At 70.8% G+C, this 21,501-nt stretch carries 16 protein-coding genes; 4 read left to right on the forward strand and 12 right to left on the reverse strand.

Features of this window, described 5'->3' with window-relative positions:
• Positions 1-121: 121 nt before the first annotated feature.
• Entirely contained in the window at positions 122-604 is a 483-nt protein-coding gene (locus ACFZBU_RS18235; RefSeq protein ID WP_391584604.1) for a hypothetical protein, read from the forward strand.
• 151 nt (positions 605-755) lie between these two features.
• On the opposite strand, the gene ACFZBU_RS18240 is transcribed toward ACFZBU_RS18235, so the two are convergent.
• Positions 756-1,664, reverse strand: coding sequence for a LysR substrate-binding domain-containing protein (locus ACFZBU_RS18240; protein ID WP_391584605.1), 909 nt, complete (start codon positions 1,662-1,664; stop codon positions 756-758).
• A gap of 87 nt (positions 1,665-1,751) precedes the next feature.
• On the opposite strand from ACFZBU_RS18240, the gene ACFZBU_RS18245 reads away from it, so the two are divergent.
• The gene (locus ACFZBU_RS18245; RefSeq protein WP_391584606.1) at positions 1,752-3,080 is read left to right on the forward strand and encodes an aspartate aminotransferase family protein; all 1,329 of its coding nucleotides are present in this window, start codon (positions 1,752-1,754) and stop codon (positions 3,078-3,080) included.
• A 52-nt stretch (positions 3,081-3,132) separates the two neighbouring features.
• Here ACFZBU_RS18245 and ACFZBU_RS18250 read toward each other — a convergent pair whose 3' ends face one another.
• From ACFZBU_RS18250 to ACFZBU_RS18275, 6 genes are all read right to left on the reverse strand, one after another.
• Positions 3,133-4,221 (reverse strand): MaoC family dehydratase N-terminal domain-containing protein, encoded by a 1,089-nt coding sequence (locus ACFZBU_RS18250; RefSeq protein ID WP_391584607.1) that lies wholly within the window; start codon positions 4,219-4,221, stop codon positions 3,133-3,135.
• A gap of 192 nt (positions 4,222-4,413) precedes the next feature.
• Complete coding sequence (locus ACFZBU_RS18255; RefSeq protein ID WP_391584608.1) at positions 4,414-5,688, reverse strand: aspartate kinase; 1,275 nt, start codon at positions 5,686-5,688, stop codon at positions 4,414-4,416.
• Between the two features lie 91 nt (positions 5,689-5,779).
• Entirely contained in the window at positions 5,780-7,141 is a 1,362-nt protein-coding gene (locus ACFZBU_RS18260) for an aspartate aminotransferase family protein (RefSeq protein WP_391584609.1), read from the reverse strand.
• Between the two features lie 185 nt (positions 7,142-7,326).
• Entirely contained in the window at positions 7,327-11,418 is a 4,092-nt protein-coding gene (locus ACFZBU_RS18265; protein ID WP_391584610.1) for a Pls/PosA family non-ribosomal peptide synthetase, read from the reverse strand.
• Between the two features lie 1,126 nt (positions 11,419-12,544).
• Positions 12,545-14,146 (reverse strand): amidase family protein, encoded by a 1,602-nt coding sequence (locus ACFZBU_RS18270; RefSeq protein ID WP_391584611.1) that lies wholly within the window; start codon positions 14,144-14,146, stop codon positions 12,545-12,547.
• 201 nt (positions 14,147-14,347) lie between these two features.
• On the reverse strand, positions 14,348-15,547 hold the full coding sequence (locus tag ACFZBU_RS18275) for a trypsin-like serine peptidase (RefSeq protein ID WP_391584612.1): 1,200 nt from the start codon (positions 15,545-15,547) through the stop codon (positions 14,348-14,350).
• A 206-nt stretch (positions 15,548-15,753) separates the two neighbouring features.
• On the opposite strand from ACFZBU_RS18275, the gene ACFZBU_RS18280 reads away from it, so the two are divergent.
• Positions 15,754-16,290: a TetR/AcrR family transcriptional regulator gene (locus tag ACFZBU_RS18280; protein WP_391584613.1), complete on the forward strand. Its 537-nt coding sequence runs from the start codon at positions 15,754-15,756 to the stop codon at positions 16,288-16,290.
• 117 nt (positions 16,291-16,407) lie between these two features.
• Here ACFZBU_RS18280 and ACFZBU_RS18285 read toward each other — a convergent pair whose 3' ends face one another.
• From ACFZBU_RS18285 to ACFZBU_RS18295, 3 genes are all read right to left on the reverse strand, one after another.
• A complete protein-coding gene (locus tag ACFZBU_RS18285) occupies positions 16,408-17,592 on the reverse strand; it encodes a GDSL-type esterase/lipase family protein (RefSeq protein WP_391584614.1) in 1,185 nt (394 codons plus the stop codon).
• 115 nt (positions 17,593-17,707) lie between these two features.
• Complete coding sequence (locus tag ACFZBU_RS18290) at positions 17,708-18,289, reverse strand: TIGR03086 family metal-binding protein (protein ID WP_391584615.1); 582 nt, start codon at positions 18,287-18,289, stop codon at positions 17,708-17,710.
• Between the two features lie 79 nt (positions 18,290-18,368).
• Positions 18,369-19,043 carry a TetR/AcrR family transcriptional regulator gene (locus tag ACFZBU_RS18295; protein WP_391584616.1) on the reverse strand — a complete coding sequence of 225 codons (675 nt, stop codon included), beginning with the start codon at positions 19,041-19,043 and terminating at the stop codon, positions 18,369-18,371.
• Positions 19,044-19,316: 273 nt separating this feature from the next.
• Between ACFZBU_RS18295 and ACFZBU_RS18300 the strand changes: the two genes are divergently transcribed.
• Positions 19,317-19,679: a hypothetical protein gene (locus ACFZBU_RS18300; RefSeq protein WP_391584617.1), complete on the forward strand. Its 363-nt coding sequence runs from the start codon at positions 19,317-19,319 to the stop codon at positions 19,677-19,679.
• Positions 19,680-19,704: 25 nt separating this feature from the next.
• Here the strand turns inward: ACFZBU_RS18300 and ACFZBU_RS18305 are convergent, their stop codons facing one another.
• Complete coding sequence (locus ACFZBU_RS18305; RefSeq protein WP_391584618.1) at positions 19,705-20,916, reverse strand: RNA polymerase sigma factor; 1,212 nt, start codon at positions 20,914-20,916, stop codon at positions 19,705-19,707.
• A complete protein-coding gene (locus tag ACFZBU_RS18310) occupies positions 20,913-21,284 on the reverse strand; it encodes a YciI family protein (RefSeq protein ID WP_391584619.1) in 372 nt (123 codons plus the stop codon). Before ACFZBU_RS18310 ends, ACFZBU_RS18305 begins: the two co-directional genes overlap by 4 nt.
• Positions 21,285-21,501 lie beyond the last annotated feature (217 nt).

Genomic DNA, 21,501 nt, shown 5'->3' on the forward strand with positions numbered 1-21,501 from the left:
GCGCGCCGGCTGCGGGGTGGGGCGCCACGACCGGGTGTCCCGCGATCCCACACCGGCGAAACGCGGTGACCGGTCCCGGCGTAGACTGCGCGGCCGAGTCGGAGTGGTTCTGGAGGTGTCGGTGAAGTCTCGTCCGTTGGCCGTGTTCGACCTGGACGGCACGGTGGCCGACACCCGTCACCGGCTGCACTTCGTCGAGTCGCGTCCGCACGACTGGACGGCATTCTTCGCGGCGGCGGCGCAGGACGCGCCGCTGGAGGAGGGTGTCGCGCTCGCGAAGGCCAGTGTCGAGACCCACGAGGTGGTGTACGTCACCGGCCGCCCCGAGCGCTGCCGCCGCGACACCCTGGACTGGTTGCGCCGGCACGGTCTGCCGCGTGGCCGACTGCTGATGCGCGCCGACCGGGACCGCCGTCCGGCCCGGGTGGCCAAACCCGAGTTGCTGCGCGAACTTGCGCGGGGGCGGACCGTCGGCATGGTCGTCGACGACGACGCCCGGGTCTGCGAGGCGTACGCGGCCGCGGGATTCCCGGTGGTGCGGGCCGACTGGATGCCCGCCTCACCGATCCTGAAGCAGGCCCAGGAACAGCAGGGCCGTACCTGACTCCCCGCATGCCCCGAAGCCCGGCACCCGTCGTGCCGACGAAGGGGGAGCGGGACGTGCAAACCGGATGCCGGCTCCGACCGGGTCGCCGACCCCGACCCGACGCGGTCGGGTTCGCCGGCGGCCCCGCCCCGGGTTCGAGGCGACGCCGCTATCCGTGCCCCGGGAACGGCGGGTCCGGGTTGTGTCGCAGTGCGTCCAGTACGGCGCGCACCGCCGCACGAGGTGGCGGGCCGCGGCGGATCGCCGCCGTGATCGTGCGGGTCACGGGGGTTGCGAGTTCCCGGGTGGCGACGCGGTATCGGCGGTCGACCGCCAGGCCGGGCAGCAGCGCGATGGACAGGCCGGCCTCGACGTGCTGCAGGGTCATCATGTAGTTGCCGAACCGGCACACCACCCGCGGCTCGAACCGTGCCTGACGGCACAGCCGGAGCGCCAGATTCGCCATGTACGACTGCGGCACGTCGAACGCCCACGGCTCCTCGGCGCAGGCCGCCAGATCCACGGCGCCGCGCCCGAGCACGGGGTGTTCCGGCGGGACCACCAGCACGATCGGATCGGTGGTCAGCGGCACGATGTCCAGGTCGGGCCCCAGCGGCAGTTCGTCGAAATCCGTGGTCGTGATGATCACGTCCGCATCGCCGACCCGCAGCGCGGGCATGCTCTCGTGCGGCTCCAGCTCCAGCAACTCGACGTCCAGGTGCGGATGTTCGCGCGCCAGCCGGGTCACCGCCGGTACCGCCATGCTGTGGATCGCGCTCTGGAACGCCCCCAGCCGCACCAGCCCGGCGGGTTCCTCGCCGAACCCGCGCAGTTCCTCCTCGACGCCGTCCATGTGGTCGAGGATCGCCCGCGCCCGCCGGGCGAGGATCAGCCCGGCCGAGGTCAGCCGCACTCGGCGTCCCGTTCGTTCCAGGAGCTGCGTGTGCGTCTCCGCCTCCAGCACGGCGAGCTGCTGGGAGACGCTGGACGGGCTCAGGTTGGCGGCCTGGGCGACCGCGCGGACGGTGCCCAGCGTGTCCAGTTGGCTCAGCAGCCGTAGCCGCCAGGGATTCATCACGTTCCCATTGTTGTGCGGTTTTCCCGAACAGGACAGCCGGAATCGTGAGCTGGACGTGTTGCTCGAACGCGACCTACCGTCGAAGACATGGCTGCTCCGACCCCCGCCCCGGCGTCCACCGAAACCTTCTGGACCGATGCCGAGAGGCATCTCGTCCGCTACGGCGGCGAGTTCACCCGCGAGATCATCGACCATGCCGCCGGCAGCTTCGTGTTCACCGCGGACGGCCGGAAGATCCTCGACTTCACCTCCGGCCAGATGAGCGCGATCCTGGGCCACTCGCACCCGGAGATCGTCGCGACCGTGCGGCGACAGGTGGCCACCCTCGACCACCTCTACAGCGGCATGCTCAGCCGCCCGGTGGTCGACCTCGCCCGGCGGCTGGCCGACACGCTGCCCGCGCCGCTGGAGAAGGTACTGCTGCTGACGACCGGCGCCGAGTCGAACGAGGCCGCGATCCGGATGGCAAAGCTGGTCACCGGCAGGCACGAGATCGTCTCGTTCGCGCGGTCCTGGCACGGCATGACGCAGGCCGCCGCGTCCGCCACCTACAGCGCGGGACGCAAGGGCTACGGCCCCGGTGCGCCGGGCAACTTCGCCATCCCGGTGCCGAACACCCACCGGCCCGACCTGACCACGGCGGACGGCTCCCCGGACTGGCGGCGCCAGTTGGACCTCGCCTTCGACCTGATCGACGCCCAGTCGACCGGCAGCCTGGCCGCGTGCCTGGTCGAGCCGATTCTCAGCTCGGGCGGAGTCGTCGAGCCGCCGGCCGGATACTTCGCGGCCCTGCGCGACAAATGCCGGGAGCGCGGCATGCTGCTGATCCTGGACGAGGCGCAGACCGGCCTGTGCCGCACCGGCTCCTGGTACGCCTTCGAGCGCGACGGCGTCGTCCCCGACATCCTGACGCTGTCCAAGACGCTCGGCGCGGGACTGCCGCTCGCGGCCGTGGTCACCAGCGCCGAGATCGAGCAGGAGGCGTACGAGCGCGGGTACCTGTTCTTCACCACGCACGTCGCCGACCCGCTTCCGGCCGCGGTCGGCAACACCGTCCTCGACGTCCTGATCCGCGAGCGGCTCGACGAGCGCGCGCGCTCGCTCGGCGGGTTCCTGCGCCGCGGTCTGACCGAACTCGCCGCGCGCCACGCGGTCGTGGCCGACATCCGCGGCCGGGGCCTGCTGGCCGGAGTCGAACTCGCCGTCGACGGCGAGGCGAAGCGCAGCACGGACGAACTGGGCGCACGCATCACCCGGCGCTGCCTCGAACTCGGCCTGCACATGAACATCGTGCAACTCCCCGGCATGGGCGGAGTCTTCCGGATCGCCCCACCCCTGACCGCCACGGAGGAGGAACTCTCCCTCGGCCTGACCATCCTGGACGAGGCGATAGGCGACGCCTGCGCCACCCTTTGAGCACGCCGCCACCCGCGGCCGGGCGGTCCGGCTCGGGGTCAGGGGTTTGGGGTCAGGCCGGGATGTGGGCGCGGACGGTGGCTCGGGTGTGGGGGCCGAGTGCGTTCGTGCCGGTGACGCGCAGGGTTGTCTCGCCGTCGTGTACGGCGGTCACCTCGCCGTCGAGGGTGAGGGTGTCTCCCGTGTGGTTGGGGGCGAGCAGGCGCAGGTCGACCTCCAGGAGCCGGGTGGCCGGGCCGCCCCAGTCGGTGACCACGCCGCCGACGAGACCGGTGGTGGCGAGGATGTTGGTGAAGATGCCGGGACGCCGGAGCGAGCCGCGTGTCCAGTCGGCGTCGTGGTGGGCGGCGTAGAAGTCCCCCGTGGCGAAGGCGGTCGCGATCACGAACGTGGGGGTGATCGGGATCGTGGTGACGGGGGTGCGGTCGCCCACCCGCGGGGCCGCCGCGAGCGGGCGGCAGGTGCGGCCGCTCGCGGGTGTCGGCGGCGGAGGATCCGCGGCGGCGGCCGGCGCGGCGGCGGGTCGGTCTTCCGGCGTGCGGAAGCACAGTACGGTCCAGTCGACCGTGGCGACGTCCGCCTCGTCCCCGTTCCGGAAGGTCATCCGGGTGGTGACGAAGTATCCGGCGCCCAACGCCGTCTGCTTGCGCGCCGACACCGTCGTGAGCACGCTCTCGCACGTGAGGTGCTCTCCGACGGCCGCCTCGCGGTGGTACTCCTGCCGGCATCGGGTCGCCGCGCGGGCGGCGTACCCGTGCGCGGTGAGCAGGCGATGTACGGCCGCGGCGGGGTTGTCGGCGCCCTTCCCGTCCGCCCGGTCGGTCGGCGACGGCCCGTCGTTCGCCACCTGCCCGCCCAGGTAGGGCGCATACCCGGGCACCTGCGGCAACGTGGCGGCCAGGGCCGACAGTCGGGGCATGGTCCAGGCCTGGACCATGGTCGGCGGTGCGACGATCCCGGCCCTCCCGGTCGCGGCGGCGGCGCCCGCGTCGCGGTAGACGGGGTTGGGGTCGCCGAGGGCGTCGGCCCACATGTCGAGCATGGGCGCGTTGACCGCGTACCGGGCGCGCACGACGGACGCGGTACCCCGGAGCACGCACTCCTGGAGCCTGCGATCCAGTTCCACGGTGTCGGTCGTCATGCCCGCCTCGCCTTCCGGACGATCGCCAGGTTGCCGTCGCACACCCTATCGATATGCTTGACATTGACAAGCGTCGGGCGTCCGGTCGCGGGCGGCCCCGCTCACGATCCCCCCGACACCCCGTCGTGCGGCACCGTGTACGGGCTGCCCGGCGCCGGCCGGACGGGCTCGTACACGGTGCTTGCCGGCCCGCTAACGGCCGGTTCCCGCGTGGACCGGGGCCTCCCCCTCGCTGTCGTCGGTGTCGAGACGGAATGCGGTGTGCAGGGCACGGACGGCGTCGGCGACCCGGGCCGTGCGACACAGGACGGAGATCCGGATCTCCGACGTCGAGATGATCTCGATGTTGACCCCCGCCGCCGCCAGCGTCTCGCAGAACGTCGCGGTCACTCCGGGGCACGTGCGCATGCCGCTGCCGATGAGCGAGATCTTGCCGACGTCCTCGTCGTGACTCACCTCCTCGAAGCCGATCTCCGCGGCGCGCCCACGCAGGGCGGCCAGGGCGGCGAGCGCGCCGTCCCCCGCCAGTACGAACGTGATGTCGGTACGTCCGCCCTTCGGCGGCGCCGCGTTGTGGACGAGCATGTCGATCTCGCCGCCGGCGTCGGCGACCGTTCGCACGAGCCGACCCACCGCCGCGGGGTCGTTCGGCACGCCGGTCACGGTGACCTTCGCCCCCGACGTGTCGTGGGCCACGCCGGTGATCGTCGACCGACCGGCATCCGCGTCGTCGGGCGCGCCGGACACGGTGGTTCCGGGCCGGTCGCCGTAGGCGGAGCGGACGTGGATCGGCACACCGCAGCGGCGGGCGTACTCCACCGAGCGCAGGGCCAGGACCTTGCTGCCTGCCGCGGCCATCTCCTGCATCGCCTCGTAGCCGATGTGGTGGAGCAGCGCCGCGCGCGGGACGATCCGCGGATCCGCGCTGTACACGCCGTCGACGTCGGTGTGTATCTCGCAGATGTCGGCCTTGAGCGCGGCGGCCAGGGCGATGGCCGTGGTGTCGGAACCGCCGCGGCCCAGGGTGGTGATGTCGTCGGTGTCCCGACTCAGACCCTGGAACCCGGCGACCAGGACGATGGCGCCCCGGTCGAGCTCCCGCCGGATGCGTTGGGGTGCCACCTCGACGATCCGGGCGTTGCCGTACTCCGAGGTGGTGAACACGCCGGCCTGTGGACCGGTGAGCGAGCACGCCCGTTCGCCCAGGGCACGGATCGCCATCGCCGCCAGGGCGTTGGAGATGCGCTCGCCCACGGTGAGCAGCATGTCGCGTTCGCGCGGGTGGGGGAGGGGTGTGATCTGCCGGGCCAGGTCGAGCAGTTCGTCGGTGGTGTCGCCCATCGCGGACAACACCACGACGACATCGTGGCCTTCCCGGTGGGTGGCCACCACACGTTCGGCGACGCGTCGAATGCGCTCGATGCTGTGCACCGACGAGCCGCCGTACTTCTGGACGATCAAAACCATGGGGGAGGTCTCCTCGAAGGGCTGCCGGTGACGGGCGGCCGGGATCGGCGCCGGGCCGGGCCGATCGCACCGGGGCCGATACGGCGTGGGCCTACGGATGGCCGGTTTCGATGGCGTCGACGAGGATCGAGCACGCGGTGTCCACGACGTCCGCGGTGACGTTGAGCGGCGGCAGGATCCGGACCACGCAGTCGTCGCGACCTCCGCGTTCGATGATCAGTCCGCGGCGCAGCGCCCGGGACTGCACGGCGCCGGCGAAGTCGCCCGCGGGTCGGCCGGTCTCCGGATCGGCCAACTCGATTCCCCACATCAGCCCCCTGCCGCGTACTTCGCGCACCCACGGGTCGGCCATCAGCGGCGTCAGGCGCGCGGAGATCTGCGCACCGCGACGGCGCACGTTGCCCAGGACGTCGTCGCGCCGCACGATGCGTACGGCCTCGGCACCGGCGGCGAAGGCGAGTTGATTGCCGCGGAAGGTGCCGATGTGCGCGCCCGACGCCCAGGTGTCCAGTTTCTCGTCGTAGAGGATCAGCGCGATCGGCGTGCCGATGCCGCTGAGCGCCTTGGAGGCGACGATGACGTCCGGTTCGATGTCGTACTGCTCGAAGGCGAACCAGGTTCCGGTCCGTCCGCAGCCGGTCTGGACCTCGTCGACGATCAGCAGGATGCCCAGTTCGCGGGTGATCGTCCGCAACCGGCGGACGAAGTCCGCGGTGGCCGGGACGACGCCGCCCTCGCCCTGGATCGGTTCCAGGATCACCGCGGCCGGGAGCGGGATGCCGCCGTTGCCGTCGGTGAGCGAACGCTCCAGGTAGGTCGCGCAGTTGGTGTCGCACGTCGCCGGGCTCAGGTCGAGGGGGCACCTGGCGCAGTAGGAGAACGGAAAGAAGTGGGTGCCGGGCATGCCGTTGGGGACGGCCGTCTTGGGCGCCACGAGTCCGGACAGGGCCATCGCGGCGTGGGTGCTGCCGTGGAAGCCGCCCTGGAAGGTGACGATGTCACCGCGGCCGGTGGCGATCTTGCACAGCTTGACCGCGGCTTCGACGGCGTTGGCTCCGGTCGGGCCGCAGAAGTGCACCTTCGTGCGGTCCCGCATGCCTGCGGGCAGCATGGACAGTTGGGCCTCGACGAAATCGTCCTTGATCGGTGTCGGGAAGTCGAGGCCGTGGGTGAGCAGGCCGAGCTGGGCGACGACGGAGCGCACCAGCTCCGGGTGGTTGTGGCCCAGGGACAACACCCCGGCGCCGGCGAGGAAGTCGATGAAGACGTTGCCGTCGACATCGCGCACGAAGCTCCCGGAGGCTTCGGCCGGCGCGATGGGCAGGTGTCGCGGGTAGGTGCGGGCGTTCGACTCGCGGCGCCCCTGACGTGCGAGCAGTTCGGCGGAGCGGGGGCCGGGAAGGTCGCAGTCGACCCGCGGTTCGGTCATGGTGCGTTGCACGAGCGGTGCCATGAGGGTCTCCGATGGCGTGGCGGGAGATGGGGCATGACGGATGGGGACGAGGGGTGGAATCGGATCGTGCGTCGGGGACGAACGCGGAACGGGAGCGGCGCCGGACGGGAGCGGATGCGCGGGAGCGGCGCGGGATCGGAGCGGCGGCGGCGCGGGAGCGGAACGGCCTTCGACCGTCCGCCGGTTCAACCGGGACGGGCCGGGATGCCGCGCCAGCGGGTGCCGTCCGGCAGGTGCTCGCCCTTCATCACCAGGGACATGGCGTCCAAAGAGGCGCCGGCGCCGACCCGCGCGTCATAGAGCACCACCGATCGGGTGCCGACCGAACTGCCCGCCCCGATGCGCACTCGGGACATCTTCATGACGCGGTCCTCGAACAGATGGGTCTGCAGGGACGTCACCTCCGCCACCGCGGCGTCGTCGCCGACCTCGACCAGGTCGAATTCGGTGAGGTAGGTCGTCGCGAGCCAGACCCGCCGCCCGATGCGGGCGCCGAACAGCCGCAGGATCGGGCCCATCAGCGGCGTGCCGGTGAGGAGGTTGAGCAGACTCGGCACGACGAGGTTCTCGAACAGCCCGGTGATCACCTCGGTACGGCGCACCCAGATGCTCCACAACGGTTCGACACGGGCCCGATAGCGGCCGATGACCAGCCACTTGAGCAGCACCACGGCCAGGGTGGAACCCACGCCGACGGCCAGGAAGAAGGCGGGACCGAGCAGGAACAGCACCCACGGCGGGCAGTTCTCGGCGACCCGGATGCAGCCGTACAGACTGGCCAGCGCGGCCAGCGAGGCGATCGTCGCGGGCAGGGTCACCCGGAAGTACTCGATGGCCAGGCGCGCCGCGATCAGCCCCCGGGAGGGGCTGTAGGTCAGTTTCGCGGGGAAGTCCCGGCTCGCCTCGCGGCGCGGCAGGAAGATGGCGGGTGAGCCCAGCCAGGTCGTCTCCGGGTCGATCGGCCGACTCGGGGCCAGGGAGTGCACGCCGAGCAGGCTGTTCTCGCCGAGTCGGCACGAGCCGGGAACGAGGGCCCCGTTGCCCACGAAGCTGCGTGCGCCGATCTCGGCCGGTGCGAGCGAGACGCGACCGCGGTGGAAGACCGCCGGCCCCACGACGCTGACGTCCGCCACGAAACTGCGTTCGCCGATGATCAGCATGTCCGGGTCGACGAAGCTCACGGTGGCCACCTCGGACCAGCGTCCGGTGCGGGCACCGAGCATGCGCAGGAAGGGCACGAGGTACAGCGTCGAATAGAGCGAGTGGGTCAGGGTCAGGCTGGTGGTCATCATGCCGTCGCCGATCCACTTGCGCACGCCGAACCCGCTGCGTTCGGGGTGGATTCCGGCCCGCACCCGCGGCAGTACGGCTCGTTTGACGAGCAGCACCAGCGTGCAGGTGAACAACACGACGAGCGGACCGGCCAGGGCGGTGGCGGCGACGGCCCAGCCGAAACCGAACTTCCAGGCCACGCAACCGACGAGGGTGCCGGCCCCCGCGACGACCAGCAGCGGGACCAGCGCGAGCAACAGCGCGCCGGCGCCGAACCCGAGCAACACCCGCATAGGCCAGGGGCGTTCGTCGTCCTCGGCGGCCAGTGCGGCGAGCAGGGCGGGCGCGGTGTCCCGGCGGGCGACCGGCGAACCGGCCCAGTGTTCGTCCGCGGGCACCACGTGGCCGGCCGGAACCAGGGACTGCTCGCCGATCGAGGCCCGGTCGCCGATCACCGCGCCCGCCAGGACGACGCTGTTGGTGCCCACGAAGCTGCCGGAGCCGATCCGGATGGGCGCCAGGCACAGCCGGCCGTCCTCCACCACGTACGGCTGCAACCGCGCCCCGTAGCCGATGCTGGTGCCCTCGCCGATCTCCACGAACGCGGGCAGGCCGATCACGGCCGACAGGTGGCAGCCCCGGCCGATCCGGGCACCGAGCAGCCGCAACCACGGGGCCAGCAGGGGCGAACCGGTCAGGAAGGCGAGCGGACCGAAGACCAGGATCTTGCCGTACAGCCAGAACCGCAGGTACGTCACCCCCCACAGCGGATATCGGCCGGGCCGTACGCCGAGCATCAACAATCGGCCGCCGAGCACCGGGATCAGCAGGCTCACCAGGATCCACCCGATCTCCAGGAGGATGAATCCGGGCAGGTTCAGGTGGATGAGCCGGTCGAGGACACCGCCGGCGGCCGGCCGGTGCACGGGCAAGTGCCAGACCAGGAACAGCCGGTAGAGCAGAACCACGCCGGGCAGACCGAATACGAGCAGCCATCCGTACAGGCAGGCGATCTGCGCGAGGCCGCAGGCGAACACCCGGGCGCCGGAGTGGCGCAGCGGCGCGAGCGGCTCGGGGAGCGTCGTTGCCGTGGTCGCGGTGTCCGTGTCGGCGTGGCCCTTGGCCGCTGCCGCTGCCGCTGCCTCGGCCTCGGCCTCGGACTGGATGAAGCGTGCCAGCCGGCGGACGGTGGGATGGGCGTACAGGTCGCCCATCGCCACGCCGGACAGGTCGGGCTCGCGGCGCAGCCGGGAGACGAGCCGGGCCGCGGACATGGAGTGGCCGCCCAGGTCGCAGAAGAAGTCGTCCTCGACGGAGGGCGATTCGCCGCCCAGAACCTCCTGCCACACCTCGGCCAGCAGCCCCTCCAACGCGGTTGCGGGGGCGACGTGGGTGGTGGTGCGTCGGTTCAGCGGCGGGGAGGTGGGGGCCGGCAGGGCGGACCGGTCGACCTTGTCCGCGGCCAGCAGGGGGAATTCGGGCAGGATCTCGACGAAGGACGGGATCATGTAGTCGGGGAGCCGGCTCTGCAACGACACCCGCAGCCGCTCGCGCAGCGCCTGGTGCGAGGCGCCGCCCGCGGGGTCGGTCAGCGTGACGTAGCCGATGAGGTCCTGGACGACGCCGTCCTGCTTGCGGGGGATCACGATCGCGTTCCCGATCGCGGCATCCGCGCGCAACACCTCCTCGATCTCGGCTGCTTCGATGCGGTAGCCGCGGATCTTGAGCTGGGTGTCGACACGGCCCAGGTATTCGATCTCCCCGGTGGGGGTGAACCTGCCGAGGTCGCCGGTGCGGTAGATGCGCGGGACCTCGGCCCGTTCGTGCTCGACGGGGTTGGGCAGGAATCGTTCGGTGGTCAGTTCGGGCCGGTTGACGTACCCGACGGCCACGCCCGGACCGCCCACGCAGATCTCACCGCCGACGCCCGGATCGACCGGCCGCAGTTGCTCGTCCAGGATGTAGACGCGATACGTGGGCAGCGGGATGCCGATCGTGACCGGCCGGTCGGGTGCCAGTTCAGCGCACGTGGCGGTGACGGTGGTCTCGGTCGGGCCGTACGCGTTGAGGATGCGCCGGTTGGGATGCGACCAGCGGCGCACCAGGTCCGGTGGGCATGCCTCGCCGCTGACCAACAGGGTTCGCAGGCCGGTTGGTTCGGCTTCGATGGTGGTCAGCAGGGTGGGCACACAGCACAGCACGGTGATCGCGTGGGCGACCAGGAAGTCGCTCAGGCCCCGGCCGACCCGTCGATCGTCCGTGGGGCCGGCGACCAGGGTCGCGCCGGCGATCCAGGCGGGCCAGATCTCCTCCACCGAGAAGTCGAAGGCGATCGAGAGGCCCTGATAGACCCGGTCCTCGGCCCGGACCCGGTAGATCGGGGTGACCACGTGCAGGAAGTTGGCGATGCTCGCGTGCGACACGGCAACGCCCTTGGGCCGGCCGGTGGTTCCCGAGGTGTAGATCACGTACGACCACGAACTCGGCTCGATGTCGACGTCGGGTCGGTCGTCGCGCTGCTTCGCCAACTCGTGGGCTGCCTCGTCGAGGTCCAGGAACGGACCGGGCAGTTCCGCAGTGCGGTGGCGCATGCCGCCGGTGGTGACCAGATCGCACAGGTCGGCGTCCCGGGCGATGAAGGCGATGCGTTCGGCCGGGAAGGAGGGATCCAGCGGGACATAGGCGGCGCCCGTCTTGATCACGCCGAGGAGCGCGACGTAGGAATCGATCGAACGCTCCAGCAGGATGCCGACGGTACGTCCCGGAGCGGCCCCGCGCGTCCGGAGCAGATTCGCCAGGCGATTGGCTCGCGAATCTACTTCCGCGTAACTTAGCTCGATGTTCTCGCAGACGACGGCTATCGCGTCCGGATTGCGGTCGCAGGAGCGTTCGAAGAAATGGGGAAGGGCTCGGATCGGCGAGCCGTCGAGAGCGGTCGTCGGCGGTGATATATCGGGGTCGATCGCCGCCTTCGCCGGTCCCGGAGCGGGTCTCACTTCGGTCATGGCGGATCCTCGTATGGGATTTATGTAAACCTGGTTGAATTAATCGATTCGGACTTTATTCGATTGTTGATCCACATGCACCGCGGCTTCCGGTGGCCGTTCGGCGGGCTGCCCGCACGCTCGCAAAAACAGGCGGACGTGGGTCATCGACGCAGGTGAAGAGCTGTCTGCCGGCCGTCGTGGGGACGGCCTTCGGCCCGACGTGGGTCGGCGCCCGTCGTATCGCGCGGCAGGTTCCGGCGAACCGCCGAGGCGCACGGAGCGCTCTCGCGAAATGACGTTGCCCACGGAGGCGAAACTGCGACGAACGATCGAATAAGCATCGCTCGCGCCACTCTTCCACCACCGATCGACGCCGAGCTCGACGACCGACCGGCTTCCTGTGCAATTGGAAGCCGTGATCATCCCCGAAGGATCACGGTTTCGCCGATTTTTGTGACCGCGATTGAGGATTGCACTTTCTTCGCGGTCACGGTTGAAGCCGAAATGAAAAATAGGTTCGGGCGTGCGGGTGCGAACAGGCGAATACGAGCCAACGTGAATCGGCTCGTTGGCAGGGGTGGATGGATACGCCGGGTGACCGGACGATGACGCTTCGCGCGGTCTGCGGGTCTACGGCCGCAATCCGCCGGCGGGGGTGGAATCCAGGACGAGTCGGGCGTGCGTCGGGGGGTTCTCGGGGTACCCCCGAAAACGCCGGTACGGGCCGGGAGCCGAGGCGGTCACCTGCGAGACCGTCGGGATGCGTGCGGTCTCGGTCCCGGCCGACGGCGTGCCGCCTTCCGGCGGGGGTGCGGTCGGTCGACGTCCCGGTCGGGGGCATGACGACCCGGGTGGTCCGACTCGACGAGATCGCTCGACCACGAAGAGTCAACGAAATCGGGCCGCCGTGGCGAAAATCGGCCTCCGGAGGGGGCAGAAAAGTGCGCCCCGTGCCTTCCGGCGGCCACCGGGACGGGCAAAGACTCCCTCACGGTTGCCTATCGGTTGTTTCTCGGCGGGTCCGGGGCCGTTGTTTTGTCCAACACCCCGCCGCCGATGTGCGCGCTCCGCACCCGACCGGCAACGGCGACGGGCCCGACCGGCGCTGCGCCGGTCGGGCCCGTCCCAGGGATGGGTCGGCGGTTCACCCCGAGGTGCGAGACCCCACGGACGGCAGGTAGCGCGGTGCCTGCCAGGCATCCAGCCGACGTTCGACCGAGGCGCCCAGCGACAGCAGTTCGGCGTCCCGGTGGTCGCCGGCCATCAGCAGCAGGCCGACGGGCAAATCGTGCACGAAACCGGCGGGCACCGACAACGACGGGTACCCGGACACGGCCGCCGGTGTGGAGGACGGGATCACGTCGTTGTCCCCGCGCGCGCAATCGGTGGTCCAGGCCGGCGGGTTCGTCGGCGAGGCGATGGCGTCCAGGTGATGTGCGGCCATGGTCTCGTCGATCGACCGCCGGGAGAGATCCTTCAACTCGGCCCGCATCGCCCGATATTGCGGGTCGCTCGTCGGCGGCGCGGTCAACGCCTGCTCGAACAACTCCTGACCGGCGAAGCAGGTCTGCTCCGCCGGGTGACTGCGGTTGAACTCGATCAGTTCGGCAAGGTTCCGCGGTCCCCGGCGGGTGCCGAGGTAGGCGTCGATGTCCCGATGGAACTCGCTCAGCAGCGCCGGGAACTCCAGTTCGGCGAGCCGCTCCTGGTAGGGGAGGCTCACCTCGACGACCTCGGCGCCCGCCCCGCGCAGGCGGTCCGCCGTACGCGTCATCAGGGCGTCCACATCCGGCCCGAGGGTGGGCAGCCGCCACAGGCCGATGCGTTTGCCGTGCAGACCGCCGGGGCGGGTCGACCCGCTCGCGACGTCGAAGGAGTCGACGAGGTGCGGAAGTCGGCCGCCGCTGAGGACCGACAGCGTGAGCGCCGCATCGGTCACGTTGCGCGCCATGGGCCCGGCGGTGTCCTGCTCGGCGGAGATCGGCACCACGCCGGCCTGACTGACCAGGCCCAGGCTGGGCTTGTGCCCGACCACGCCGTTCGCGCCGGCCGGGCACACGATCGAGCCGTCCGTCTCGGTGCCGATCGCCACCTGCGACAACGACGCGGCGAGTGCGGCGCCCGACCCGGCCGACGAACCGCAGGGGTTCCGGTCCAGGACATACGGATTCCTGGTTTGTCCGCCCACCGCCGACCACCCCGATGTGGGCCTGGCCGCACGGAAGTTCGCCCATTCGGAGAGGTTCGTCTTGCCGAGGATCACCGCCCCCGCGTCGCGCAGCCGGGTCACGAGCACGGCGTCGGTGTCCGGTGGACTTCCGGCCAGTGCCAGCGACCCGGCCGTCGTGGGCAGGCCGAGGGTGTCCACGTTGTCCTTGAGCAGGACCGGAATGCCGTCGAGCGGGCCGCGGCTTTCGCCGCGTCGATGCCTGGCATCGCTGGCCGCCGCCTGGCGCATGGCCGTCGGATCCGTGCGCAACACGGAGTCGATCCGGGGATCGATGGTCTTGATGCGCCACAGGTAGGCGCCGGTCAGTGCCGACGAGGTCAACGAGCCGCGCGCCATGCGCGCCTGTAACTCGGGGATGGTCACCGTGTCGAGGTCGACTCCCAACCGCGCCGGCGAATCCGCGGACGAGGACGAACCGCCGGCCCCGGCCGCCTCGGCAGCCGAAGCCGGCGATCCCGTCACCAGGCACCCGGCGACCAGGGTGGAGATCAGTAGGGCAACTCTCTTTCTTGTCATGCGAGTCATCGCACTACATCCCGGTGTCCGGGCACAAGGACGCCATGACACCCACTCGGATCGAGAGCCTCGCGTTCACGGTTCGGCCGCGGACCGTCAACCGCGCCGGCCGCGGAGCGCCCCCGGCCGTGGCCGGGGGCACCGTGATTGCGCTGTCCGGTCGGTGGGTTCGCGGCGATGGGATGGGGTGGATGTGGGTGGTCAGGTCGTGGCGTTGCGGACGACGTTGTACATCGCCTGGGTGAGTTCCCCGAAGCCGTTGGACATCAGGTAGGGGCCGTATGCCCAGTTCGGGGTGCTGCCGTGGACGATTGCCCAGACCGCCTCCCACCAGGGCGAGCTTCCCGTGGAGTTGGTGAAGCGGGAGGTGACCGCGATCTGGGTGCCGGTTCCGGTCGCGGGGTCGAAGTTCAGCAGCCAGGGGCCGCCGCTGGAGCCGGGCGACATGGCCGAGGCCATGTCGTGTGCCAGACCGATGGTCGAGTCGCCGATCGTGCTGCCGTGCGCGTACATCAGGGCCCGGCCGTCGAAACCGCGTCGCAGTGAGGGGGCGACGCCGAAGTCGGCGGCGGTGGTGCCGTCGCTGTTCTTCGTCCAGTACCAGTTGCGGGTGTTGTCGGTGGGGTAGCCGAACTGGTGGAGCGAGAGCGGGTTGGCGTCCACGCCGAAGGCGATGTTCTGGCCGCCGGTGAGTTGTTGGATCGGGGTGGGGTCGCCGGGACGTTCGACGGTCGCCATCGCGACGTCGCCGCCGGATCGGAAGGTGCTGTCCGCGTCCCAGGTGGGGGTGATCCAGGCACGGGTGACGCCCCAGACGCCGTAGGGCGCGATGTCGGTGCCGGGAAGGGGTGCGGCGGTGTCGTCGCCGCCGGTGAAGCGGGGCACGTTCGCGCCGTTGAAGCCGGGGATGAACACGGCGTTGGTGACGACGTCGTCGCCGAGTCCTCCGCGGAGGTTGGCGGTCACCTTCAGGCAGTGGCCCGCGGTGACGATCGTGCTCCGGTTGGCGCTGGTGACCACGTTCGCCGAACACGAGGAGGGCACGAGCGAGCCGTCGAAGGAATTGCGGTACACCATCAGGAGCTTGCCGGCGGTGCGCGAGATCGCGCCCTGGCCGGTCCACGGCTTGCTCAGGTCGTCCCAGCCGCCCGGCGGCGGGAACGCGTCGGCGCCGTCCGAGTTGAGCCCGTACTCGGCGATCCGCGCCACGTTCCAGAAGGCGACCTCCGCCTGGAGCATCCCCGCGTGGTTGACGGGGTCGGCGGTGACCAGTCGGGGCAGTTCGACCGGGGCCGTGTTGTCGGCATGCGCGACCGGTGTCGCGGTCAGCGCCGCGGCGGTGAGACCGAGCACCCCCACCACGGTCGCGATCTTGCGTCGTAACGTGCTGCGTATCCGCATGAAATGGTCCGTGTTCTCTCGAATGGACGACGGAATGAGCGGTGTTGAGTGCGGCAGGAAGCGCCCGTGCGGCCCTCCCTCGGGATCGCGCCGTGCGCACGTCGCGATCGACTCTGTTCATGACCGGCCGGTCGGTCATAAGGTGTTCATGCGGAGCGCAACTGTCAAGACCACCAAGTGGTTTGACCGTCGAACAGAGGTGATCGATGGCACGGCCGGCCGGACCGGGGCGCGAGGCGCTGCTGCGGGCGGGACTCGAAGTCGGCGACGCGCGCGGGTTGTCCAGGATGTCGGTGAACGCCGTGGTGGATGCGGCGGGCATGGCGAAGGGCAGCTTCTACCAGCACTTCGAGGACCGCCGCGACTACCTCGTGGCGCTGCATCGCAGGTACCACGGTGGGCTGGAGGAGCGGGTCCTGGCCGATCTGGAAGGTCTCGCGGCCGGCCGCGAGCGCCTGGTCGGCGGCGTACACGGCTATCTGGACGCCGCCCTGGCGACCACCGGCACCAGGGCGCTGCTGGTCCAGGCCCGCACGGACCCCGACCTCTTCGAGGAGACCCGCACCCGCAACGCCCGTACCAGAGCACTCGTGCAGCCCGAACTCGTCGCCCTGGGCTGGGATCCGCCGGAACCGATGGCGCATCTGCTCGTGGCGATGGTCTTCGACATCACCCTGGAGGAACTCGTCGTCGGGCGCCGCGACGACCTGCGCGAGGCGCTCCTGCGACTGATGGTGCGCTGATCCGCGGCGGCGGACATCGACGCGCTCCGGCCGCGTCGCACCGGCGGGCACGCGACTGCGGCTGCGACCGCGATCGCGGTCGCAGCCGGTAAGCCGGTAAGCCGGTCGGTCGTCCGGTCAGCCGGTCGGGTCGCCGAACGGACCGTCCGCGCCGAACGCGAGGTGCGCGAAGCGTTCGCCGATGCGGCGGTGGGCGGCGGGGTCCGGATGCAGCTCGTCGGGCAGCGGCAACTCGGCCTGGTCCGCTGCGCCGTAGAGGTCGAGGCCGTCGAGGTAGTGCAGATTCGGGTCGGTGCCGGCGCGCTGCCGGACGATGCCGGCCAACTCGTCCCGGATCACGGTGAGAGTCAGCTTCCCGGCGGCGGTCTGCGTGGGGTCGCCGGTGGCCGTGAACCGCAGGCGTCCCTCGCTCATCGCGGCGGGGTCCGGCGCGCCGGGCCCCGGAGTGTGCTCGTGGATCGCGCAGTGGATCGGCGAGACGACCAGCAGCGGCGCGGTGGGGTGTCCGTCCCGGATGGTGTCGAGGAAACCGTGCACGGCCGGGCCGAACGCGCGCAGCCGCATCAGGTCGAAGTTGACGATGTTGATGCCGATCTTGAGGCTGATCAGGTCGGCGTGGGCGTCGCGCATCGTGCGGGCGATGAACGGGTCGAGCAGCGCGCCGCCGCCGAATCCCAGATTGACCAGCTCCACCCGGCCGAGAGCCGCGGCCAGGGCGGGCCAGGTCCCGGTCGGGGTGGCGGCGTTGGAGCCGTGGCTGATCGAACTGCCGTGGTGCAGCCAGATCTTGCGGTCACCGGTCGGCAGGGTGTGTACGGGTGCGTCGGTGCGCAGCGCGACCAGCAGGGTGGTCTCGTCGTGCGGCAACCAGATCTCGACGTCCTTCTCGTCACCGGGCAGGCCGGTGAACCGCACGGTCCGCACCGGCCCGGGCCGGTTCCGTGCGGTTCCGGTGGCCAGGTCGATGGTGAGCGTGTCGCCGTCGGTCACACCGGTCCGGTCCACGATCCGCCCGTCCACGACAAGCTCGTACACCCCGTCCGGGCGCGGCGGGGCGCCGAGGTACACCCGCTTGGTGGCCACGACGTCCAGCTCGACGGCGGTGGCCCGGGTGCGCAGGGCCAGCCGTACGCCGGAGGGTTGTGACTCCGCCATCGCGAGTTGACCGTCGGGGATCTGCCGCCGGGCGCGTGCGGGCAGCCGGTGGGGCAGCACGCCGCGGCCGGTGTACTCCAGGTCGAGGGCGCCGCGCACGAGATCGGCGGTGATGGGGGTGGTGGTCCAGTCGAGTTCGGTGCTCATTGCCTTGGTCTCGTCGATCGGGGGAGGTGGGAGGACCATGGAGGCTCGGGCGTGGCCGCTGTCGGTGTCGGTGTCGGTGTCGGCAGCCTGTGCAGCGGGGCAAGGCCGTTCGTGGTCAACGCGTCGCGGCGGCCGGGTTCCATCCGGGGTCCCGGCCGGTACGGGCCAGCAGGGTATCGAAGGGCGACGCGTCCTCGGCGGCCGGGACGGGTGCGGCAAAGACGTTCATCTTGCGTGCGGTTGCGGCCATCGTGTCGACGAGTTCGTTCAACGCGGGGATCACCTGCGGAGGCGCCGGGTAGTCCCGATTGGTGGCCCGGGCGAGATCCCACGCGTGGACGGTCAGGTCGAGCAGGGCCATGCGCGCCACGATGCCCGCGGGCAGCCCCATGTTGCCGGCGATCCCCTCGTCGGCGCCGGGCGCCGACCACGCCGCCACGAGCCGTTCCGTCTCGGTCTCGAAGTCCGCCCGCCAGTCCCCGTGCAGCCGATCGGGCGTCGAGGAGAAGTCCACCGGCTCCCTGGCGGCAAGGGCCTGGAAGTTCACGACCACCTGGAAGAGGTGATCGAGCAGGTCGCGCACCCGGTAGTCGGCACAGGGCGTCGGCAGGCGCATGTGGTCGTCGGTGATCCCGCCGACCACCGCAACCGCCTCACGGGAGGCACACCGGAGAAGCTCACTGATCGTTTCGGTCATGCCGAAAGCCTAGGTATGGCCGCCGGCCCCGGCTTGAACAAACGCGACACACGCACCACCTCGCCTCGGACTCCGGCGGTCAGTGCCGGTCGGTGGGGGGAGCCTCGCCGTCGGCGAGGAGGTCCGCCAACTCGGCTGCGAACAGAACGGCGGGGTCGAAGCCCATTCCGTTGAAGTGTCCGGCGAGTTCGAGGGACAGGACGCCGTGCAGGCGGGTCCAGAAGGACAGGGCCCGATGGAGGACGGTGGCCGGGGCGGGGTTGTCGCCGGCCCAGTGCCGGTGGTTTTCGAGGTGCTCGTCGAGCGGTGTCGCGGGGCCGGTGGGGGGCGTCGCGGAACAGGCCTCGAGCAGGGTCGCCATGATCTCGTTCGCGATGAGCGTGACGTGGTCGGGGGCGTGGTAGCCGGGGACGGGCGTGCCGTAGATGAGGAGGTATCGCTGCGGGTCGGCCAGGGCCCATTCGCGCATGGCGTACGCCAGCGCCCTCGGGTCGGGGGCGGGTGTGGAGACCGCGTGGATGGTGTCGGCGAGGCTGCGGTAGGCGTCCTCGACGAGTTCGGTGATCAGGTCGTCCCGGCCGGCGTAGTACCGGTAGAGGGCGGGCCCGCTCAGCCCCATACGTTTGGCGATCGCGTTGAGCGAGAGTGCGGAGGCTCCGGCGGTGGCGATCTGCTCCTGGGCGTGCTCCTTGATCTCGGCGCGCACCTGGGTGCGGTAGCGCTCGCGTGGGGTCGCCGCGTCGGTCTCCGCCATGGTCTGCCTCTTTCACCTCGATGGACCTCGGTGAACCTCGAGAGCCTCGCCGGCTACATGCTCAAGGTCTGGTTAGAAGGTATCACGCACGTTCTTGACGAGGGGTGCTTGCGAGAGTTACAGCTTATAACGAACGGCAATGCCACTCAGTCGTCCGTGTGGCGCGACCCCACCGAGTCCGCACGTCCGAGCCGCCCACGACCCGCGCACTCACGCACCCCACGCACGCACCCCACTCACCCATCCCACTCACGCACGCACCAGGAGAACGTCATGGCTGTCGTAGCAACCTCCCCCGCAGGCACCGGTCGACGCATGCCTCGGGCCGTGACCATCAGCGCGTGGGCCGTGCCCGTCATGGTCCTCGCCCAGTTCGCCCTGATCGCGGTCGTGCCCGTCGTGATCGCCCTGGTCGGCGCGCTCACCCGGGTCCGCGACCGGGCGGTCCGGCTGGCATCCGTGCTCGTGGCCGTCGCCTTCGCGATCCCGCTCACCGTGTGGCTGGTCCGGCCCGACGGCGCGCAAAGCCTGTCCAAGGACATCCACCCCGGGTTCGTCGCCCTGATCGTCGCCGCGTCCGTCGCACTCGTCTTGACCATCCACCGCGCACGCCGCCGTCCCCTACCGGCCGAGTGACCCACCCCGTGGAATCGGACAGACCTCAGGCTCGCAGGCGACCGGCTCGGGACTCCAGGTAGCGCTGTTCGGCGATGCTCGCGGTGGCCCTCGCGGCGCGGCGGTAGTGATCGCGGGCCCCGGCCGGGTCGCCGGCCCGCTCCAGCAGGTGCGCTCGTACGGACAGCAGTCGGTGGTGTCCGGCCATCCGCTCGTCACCGTCCAGGGTGGCGAGCAAGGCCAGACCGGCCGCCGGGCCCTCGGTCTCGGCGAGCGCGATGGCCCGGTTGAGGGTGACCATCGGGTTCGGCGCGATCCGTTCCAGGATCAGGTAGAGGGCGTGCACCTGGGACCAGTTGGTCTCCTCGGCCTCGGCCGCGTCGGCGTGGGTCGCGGCGATGGCGGCCTGCAACCGGTACGGCCCCAGATCCGGGCCGGCCAGCGATGCCTTGACCAGCGCCAGGCCCTCGTCGATCAGCTCGCGATCCCACTTCGTCCGGTCCTGCTCGTCCAGTGGCACCAGATCCCCGGCAGCCGTCGTCCGGGCGTCCCGGCGGGCGTGGGTCAACAACATCAGCGCGAGCAGCCCGGTCACCTCGGCGTCCTCGGGCAGCTGCGCGCGCACCATCCGTACCAGCCGGATCGCCTCGCGCGCCAGGTCGGCGCGATGCAGCTCGGGACCGGAGGACGCGGTGTAGCCCTCGTTGAAGATCAGGTAGAGCACGTGCAGGACGACCCGCAACCGCTCCTCGCGGTCCGCGCCGTCCGGCATGCCGAACGAACTGCCGGCGGCCTTGATGCGCTGCTTGGCCCGACTGATCCGGGCCGCCATCGTGCCCTCCGGCACCAGGAACGCGCGGGCGATCTCGGCCGTGGTCAGACCGCCGACCGCCCGCAGCGTCAGGGCGGTCCGGGAGGCCGGGGTCAGCGTCGGATGGCAGCACAGGAACAGCAGGACCAGCGTGTCGTCGGTGTCCGGTACGTCCTCCGGCACCACCTCGCCGGCCGTCGCCGACTCCCGCTCGCGGCGTGCGCGGTCGCTGCGCACCTGGTCGATGAGCCGCCGGGACGCCACGGTCACCAGCCAGCCGCGCGGGTTGTCCGGCACTCCCTCGGCCGGCCACTGCACGGCTGCGGCGAGGACGGCCTCCTGTACGGCGTCCTCGCACCCTTCGAACCGGTGGTATCGACGGATCAGGGTGCCGAGGACCTGCGGCGTGAGATCACGCAGCAGGTCCTCGACGGCAGGTGCTGTCATGCCTCCAATTGTCCGTCGGCGAACATCACCTGCCGCACCTCGATTCCGAGTCCCTCGATGGCGGCGTCCGGGATCCGCGTCGCCAGTTCGATCGCCCGCTCCTTGTTCTCGCAGTCGATCAGGTAGAAACCGCCCAGGTACTCCTTGGACTCCAGGAACGGTCCGTCGGTCACCACCGGCTGACCGTTGCGCACGGACACGACGACGGCCTGGGACGGGTCGACCAGCGCCTGCGTGGTGAGCAACTCGCCGGACTCCTTCAGCGCCGCGATGAACCGGCCGTGGCCGGCGCCGATCGCCGCCTTCTCCTCGTCGGTCAGGGCGTCCAGCACCGCCGGGTTGACATGCATGCTGATCAGGAACTGCATCTCGCACTCCTCGTGGTACGCCAGGCCCCGATCGGGCCCTTCGAGAGGTTGGTCGGAGCCGCCGTCGTCGTCTTGACATCCCCGGCCCGAGAATTCGCATGCGCTTTTTCGTCACCGCACCACGACCGTGGTGAACCGTGAGCGGCACGCTGCGCCCAACCGTGAGCCGCACGCTGCCGTGCGTCGGCGCCGGCCGCCTCGGTGACCCCGCATTGCC

The sequence above is a fragment of the Embleya sp. NPDC008237 genome, assembly GCF_042956465.1.
Lineage (GTDB): Bacteria > Actinomycetota > Actinomycetes > Streptomycetales > Streptomycetaceae > Embleya.

Excerpts from the sequence above, each read along its gene's own strand:
- ACFZBU_RS18245 (WP_391584606.1), top strand. The coding sequence starts at position 1,752 with ATGGCTGCTCCGACCCCCGCCCCGGCGTCCACCGAAACCTTCTGGACC.
- ACFZBU_RS18250 (WP_391584607.1), bottom strand. The coding sequence starts at position 4,221 with ATGACGACCGACACCGTGGAACTGGATCGCAGGCTCCAGGAGTGCGTG.
- ACFZBU_RS18255 (WP_391584608.1), bottom strand. The coding sequence starts at position 5,688 with ATGGTTTTGATCGTCCAGAAGTACGGCGGCTCGTCGGTGCACAGCATC.
- ACFZBU_RS18260 (WP_391584609.1), bottom strand. The coding sequence starts at position 7,141 with ATGGCACCGCTCGTGCAACGCACCATGACCGAACCGCGGGTCGACTGC.
- ACFZBU_RS18265 (WP_391584610.1), bottom strand. The coding sequence starts at position 11,418 with ATGACCGAAGTGAGACCCGCTCCGGGACCGGCGAAGGCGGCGATCGAC.
- ACFZBU_RS18270 (WP_391584611.1), bottom strand. The coding sequence starts at position 14,146 with ATGACAAGAAAGAGAGTTGCCCTACTGATCTCCACCCTGGTCGCCGGG.
- ACFZBU_RS18275 (WP_391584612.1), bottom strand. The coding sequence starts at position 15,547 with ATGCGGATACGCAGCACGTTACGACGCAAGATCGCGACCGTGGTGGGG.
- ACFZBU_RS18280 (WP_391584613.1), top strand. The coding sequence starts at position 15,754 with ATGGCACGGCCGGCCGGACCGGGGCGCGAGGCGCTGCTGCGGGCGGGA.
- ACFZBU_RS18285 (WP_391584614.1), bottom strand. The coding sequence starts at position 17,592 with ATGAGCACCGAACTCGACTGGACCACCACCCCCATCACCGCCGATCTC.
- ACFZBU_RS18290 (WP_391584615.1), bottom strand. The coding sequence starts at position 18,289 with ATGACCGAAACGATCAGTGAGCTTCTCCGGTGTGCCTCCCGTGAGGCG.
- ACFZBU_RS18295 (WP_391584616.1), bottom strand. The coding sequence starts at position 19,043 with ATGGCGGAGACCGACGCGGCGACCCCACGCGAGCGCTACCGCACCCAG.
- ACFZBU_RS18300 (WP_391584617.1), top strand. The coding sequence starts at position 19,317 with ATGGCTGTCGTAGCAACCTCCCCCGCAGGCACCGGTCGACGCATGCCT.
- ACFZBU_RS18305 (WP_391584618.1), bottom strand. The coding sequence starts at position 20,916 with ATGACAGCACCTGCCGTCGAGGACCTGCTGCGTGATCTCACGCCGCAG.
- ACFZBU_RS18310 (WP_391584619.1), bottom strand. The coding sequence starts at position 21,284 with ATGCAGTTCCTGATCAGCATGCATGTCAACCCGGCGGTGCTGGACGCC.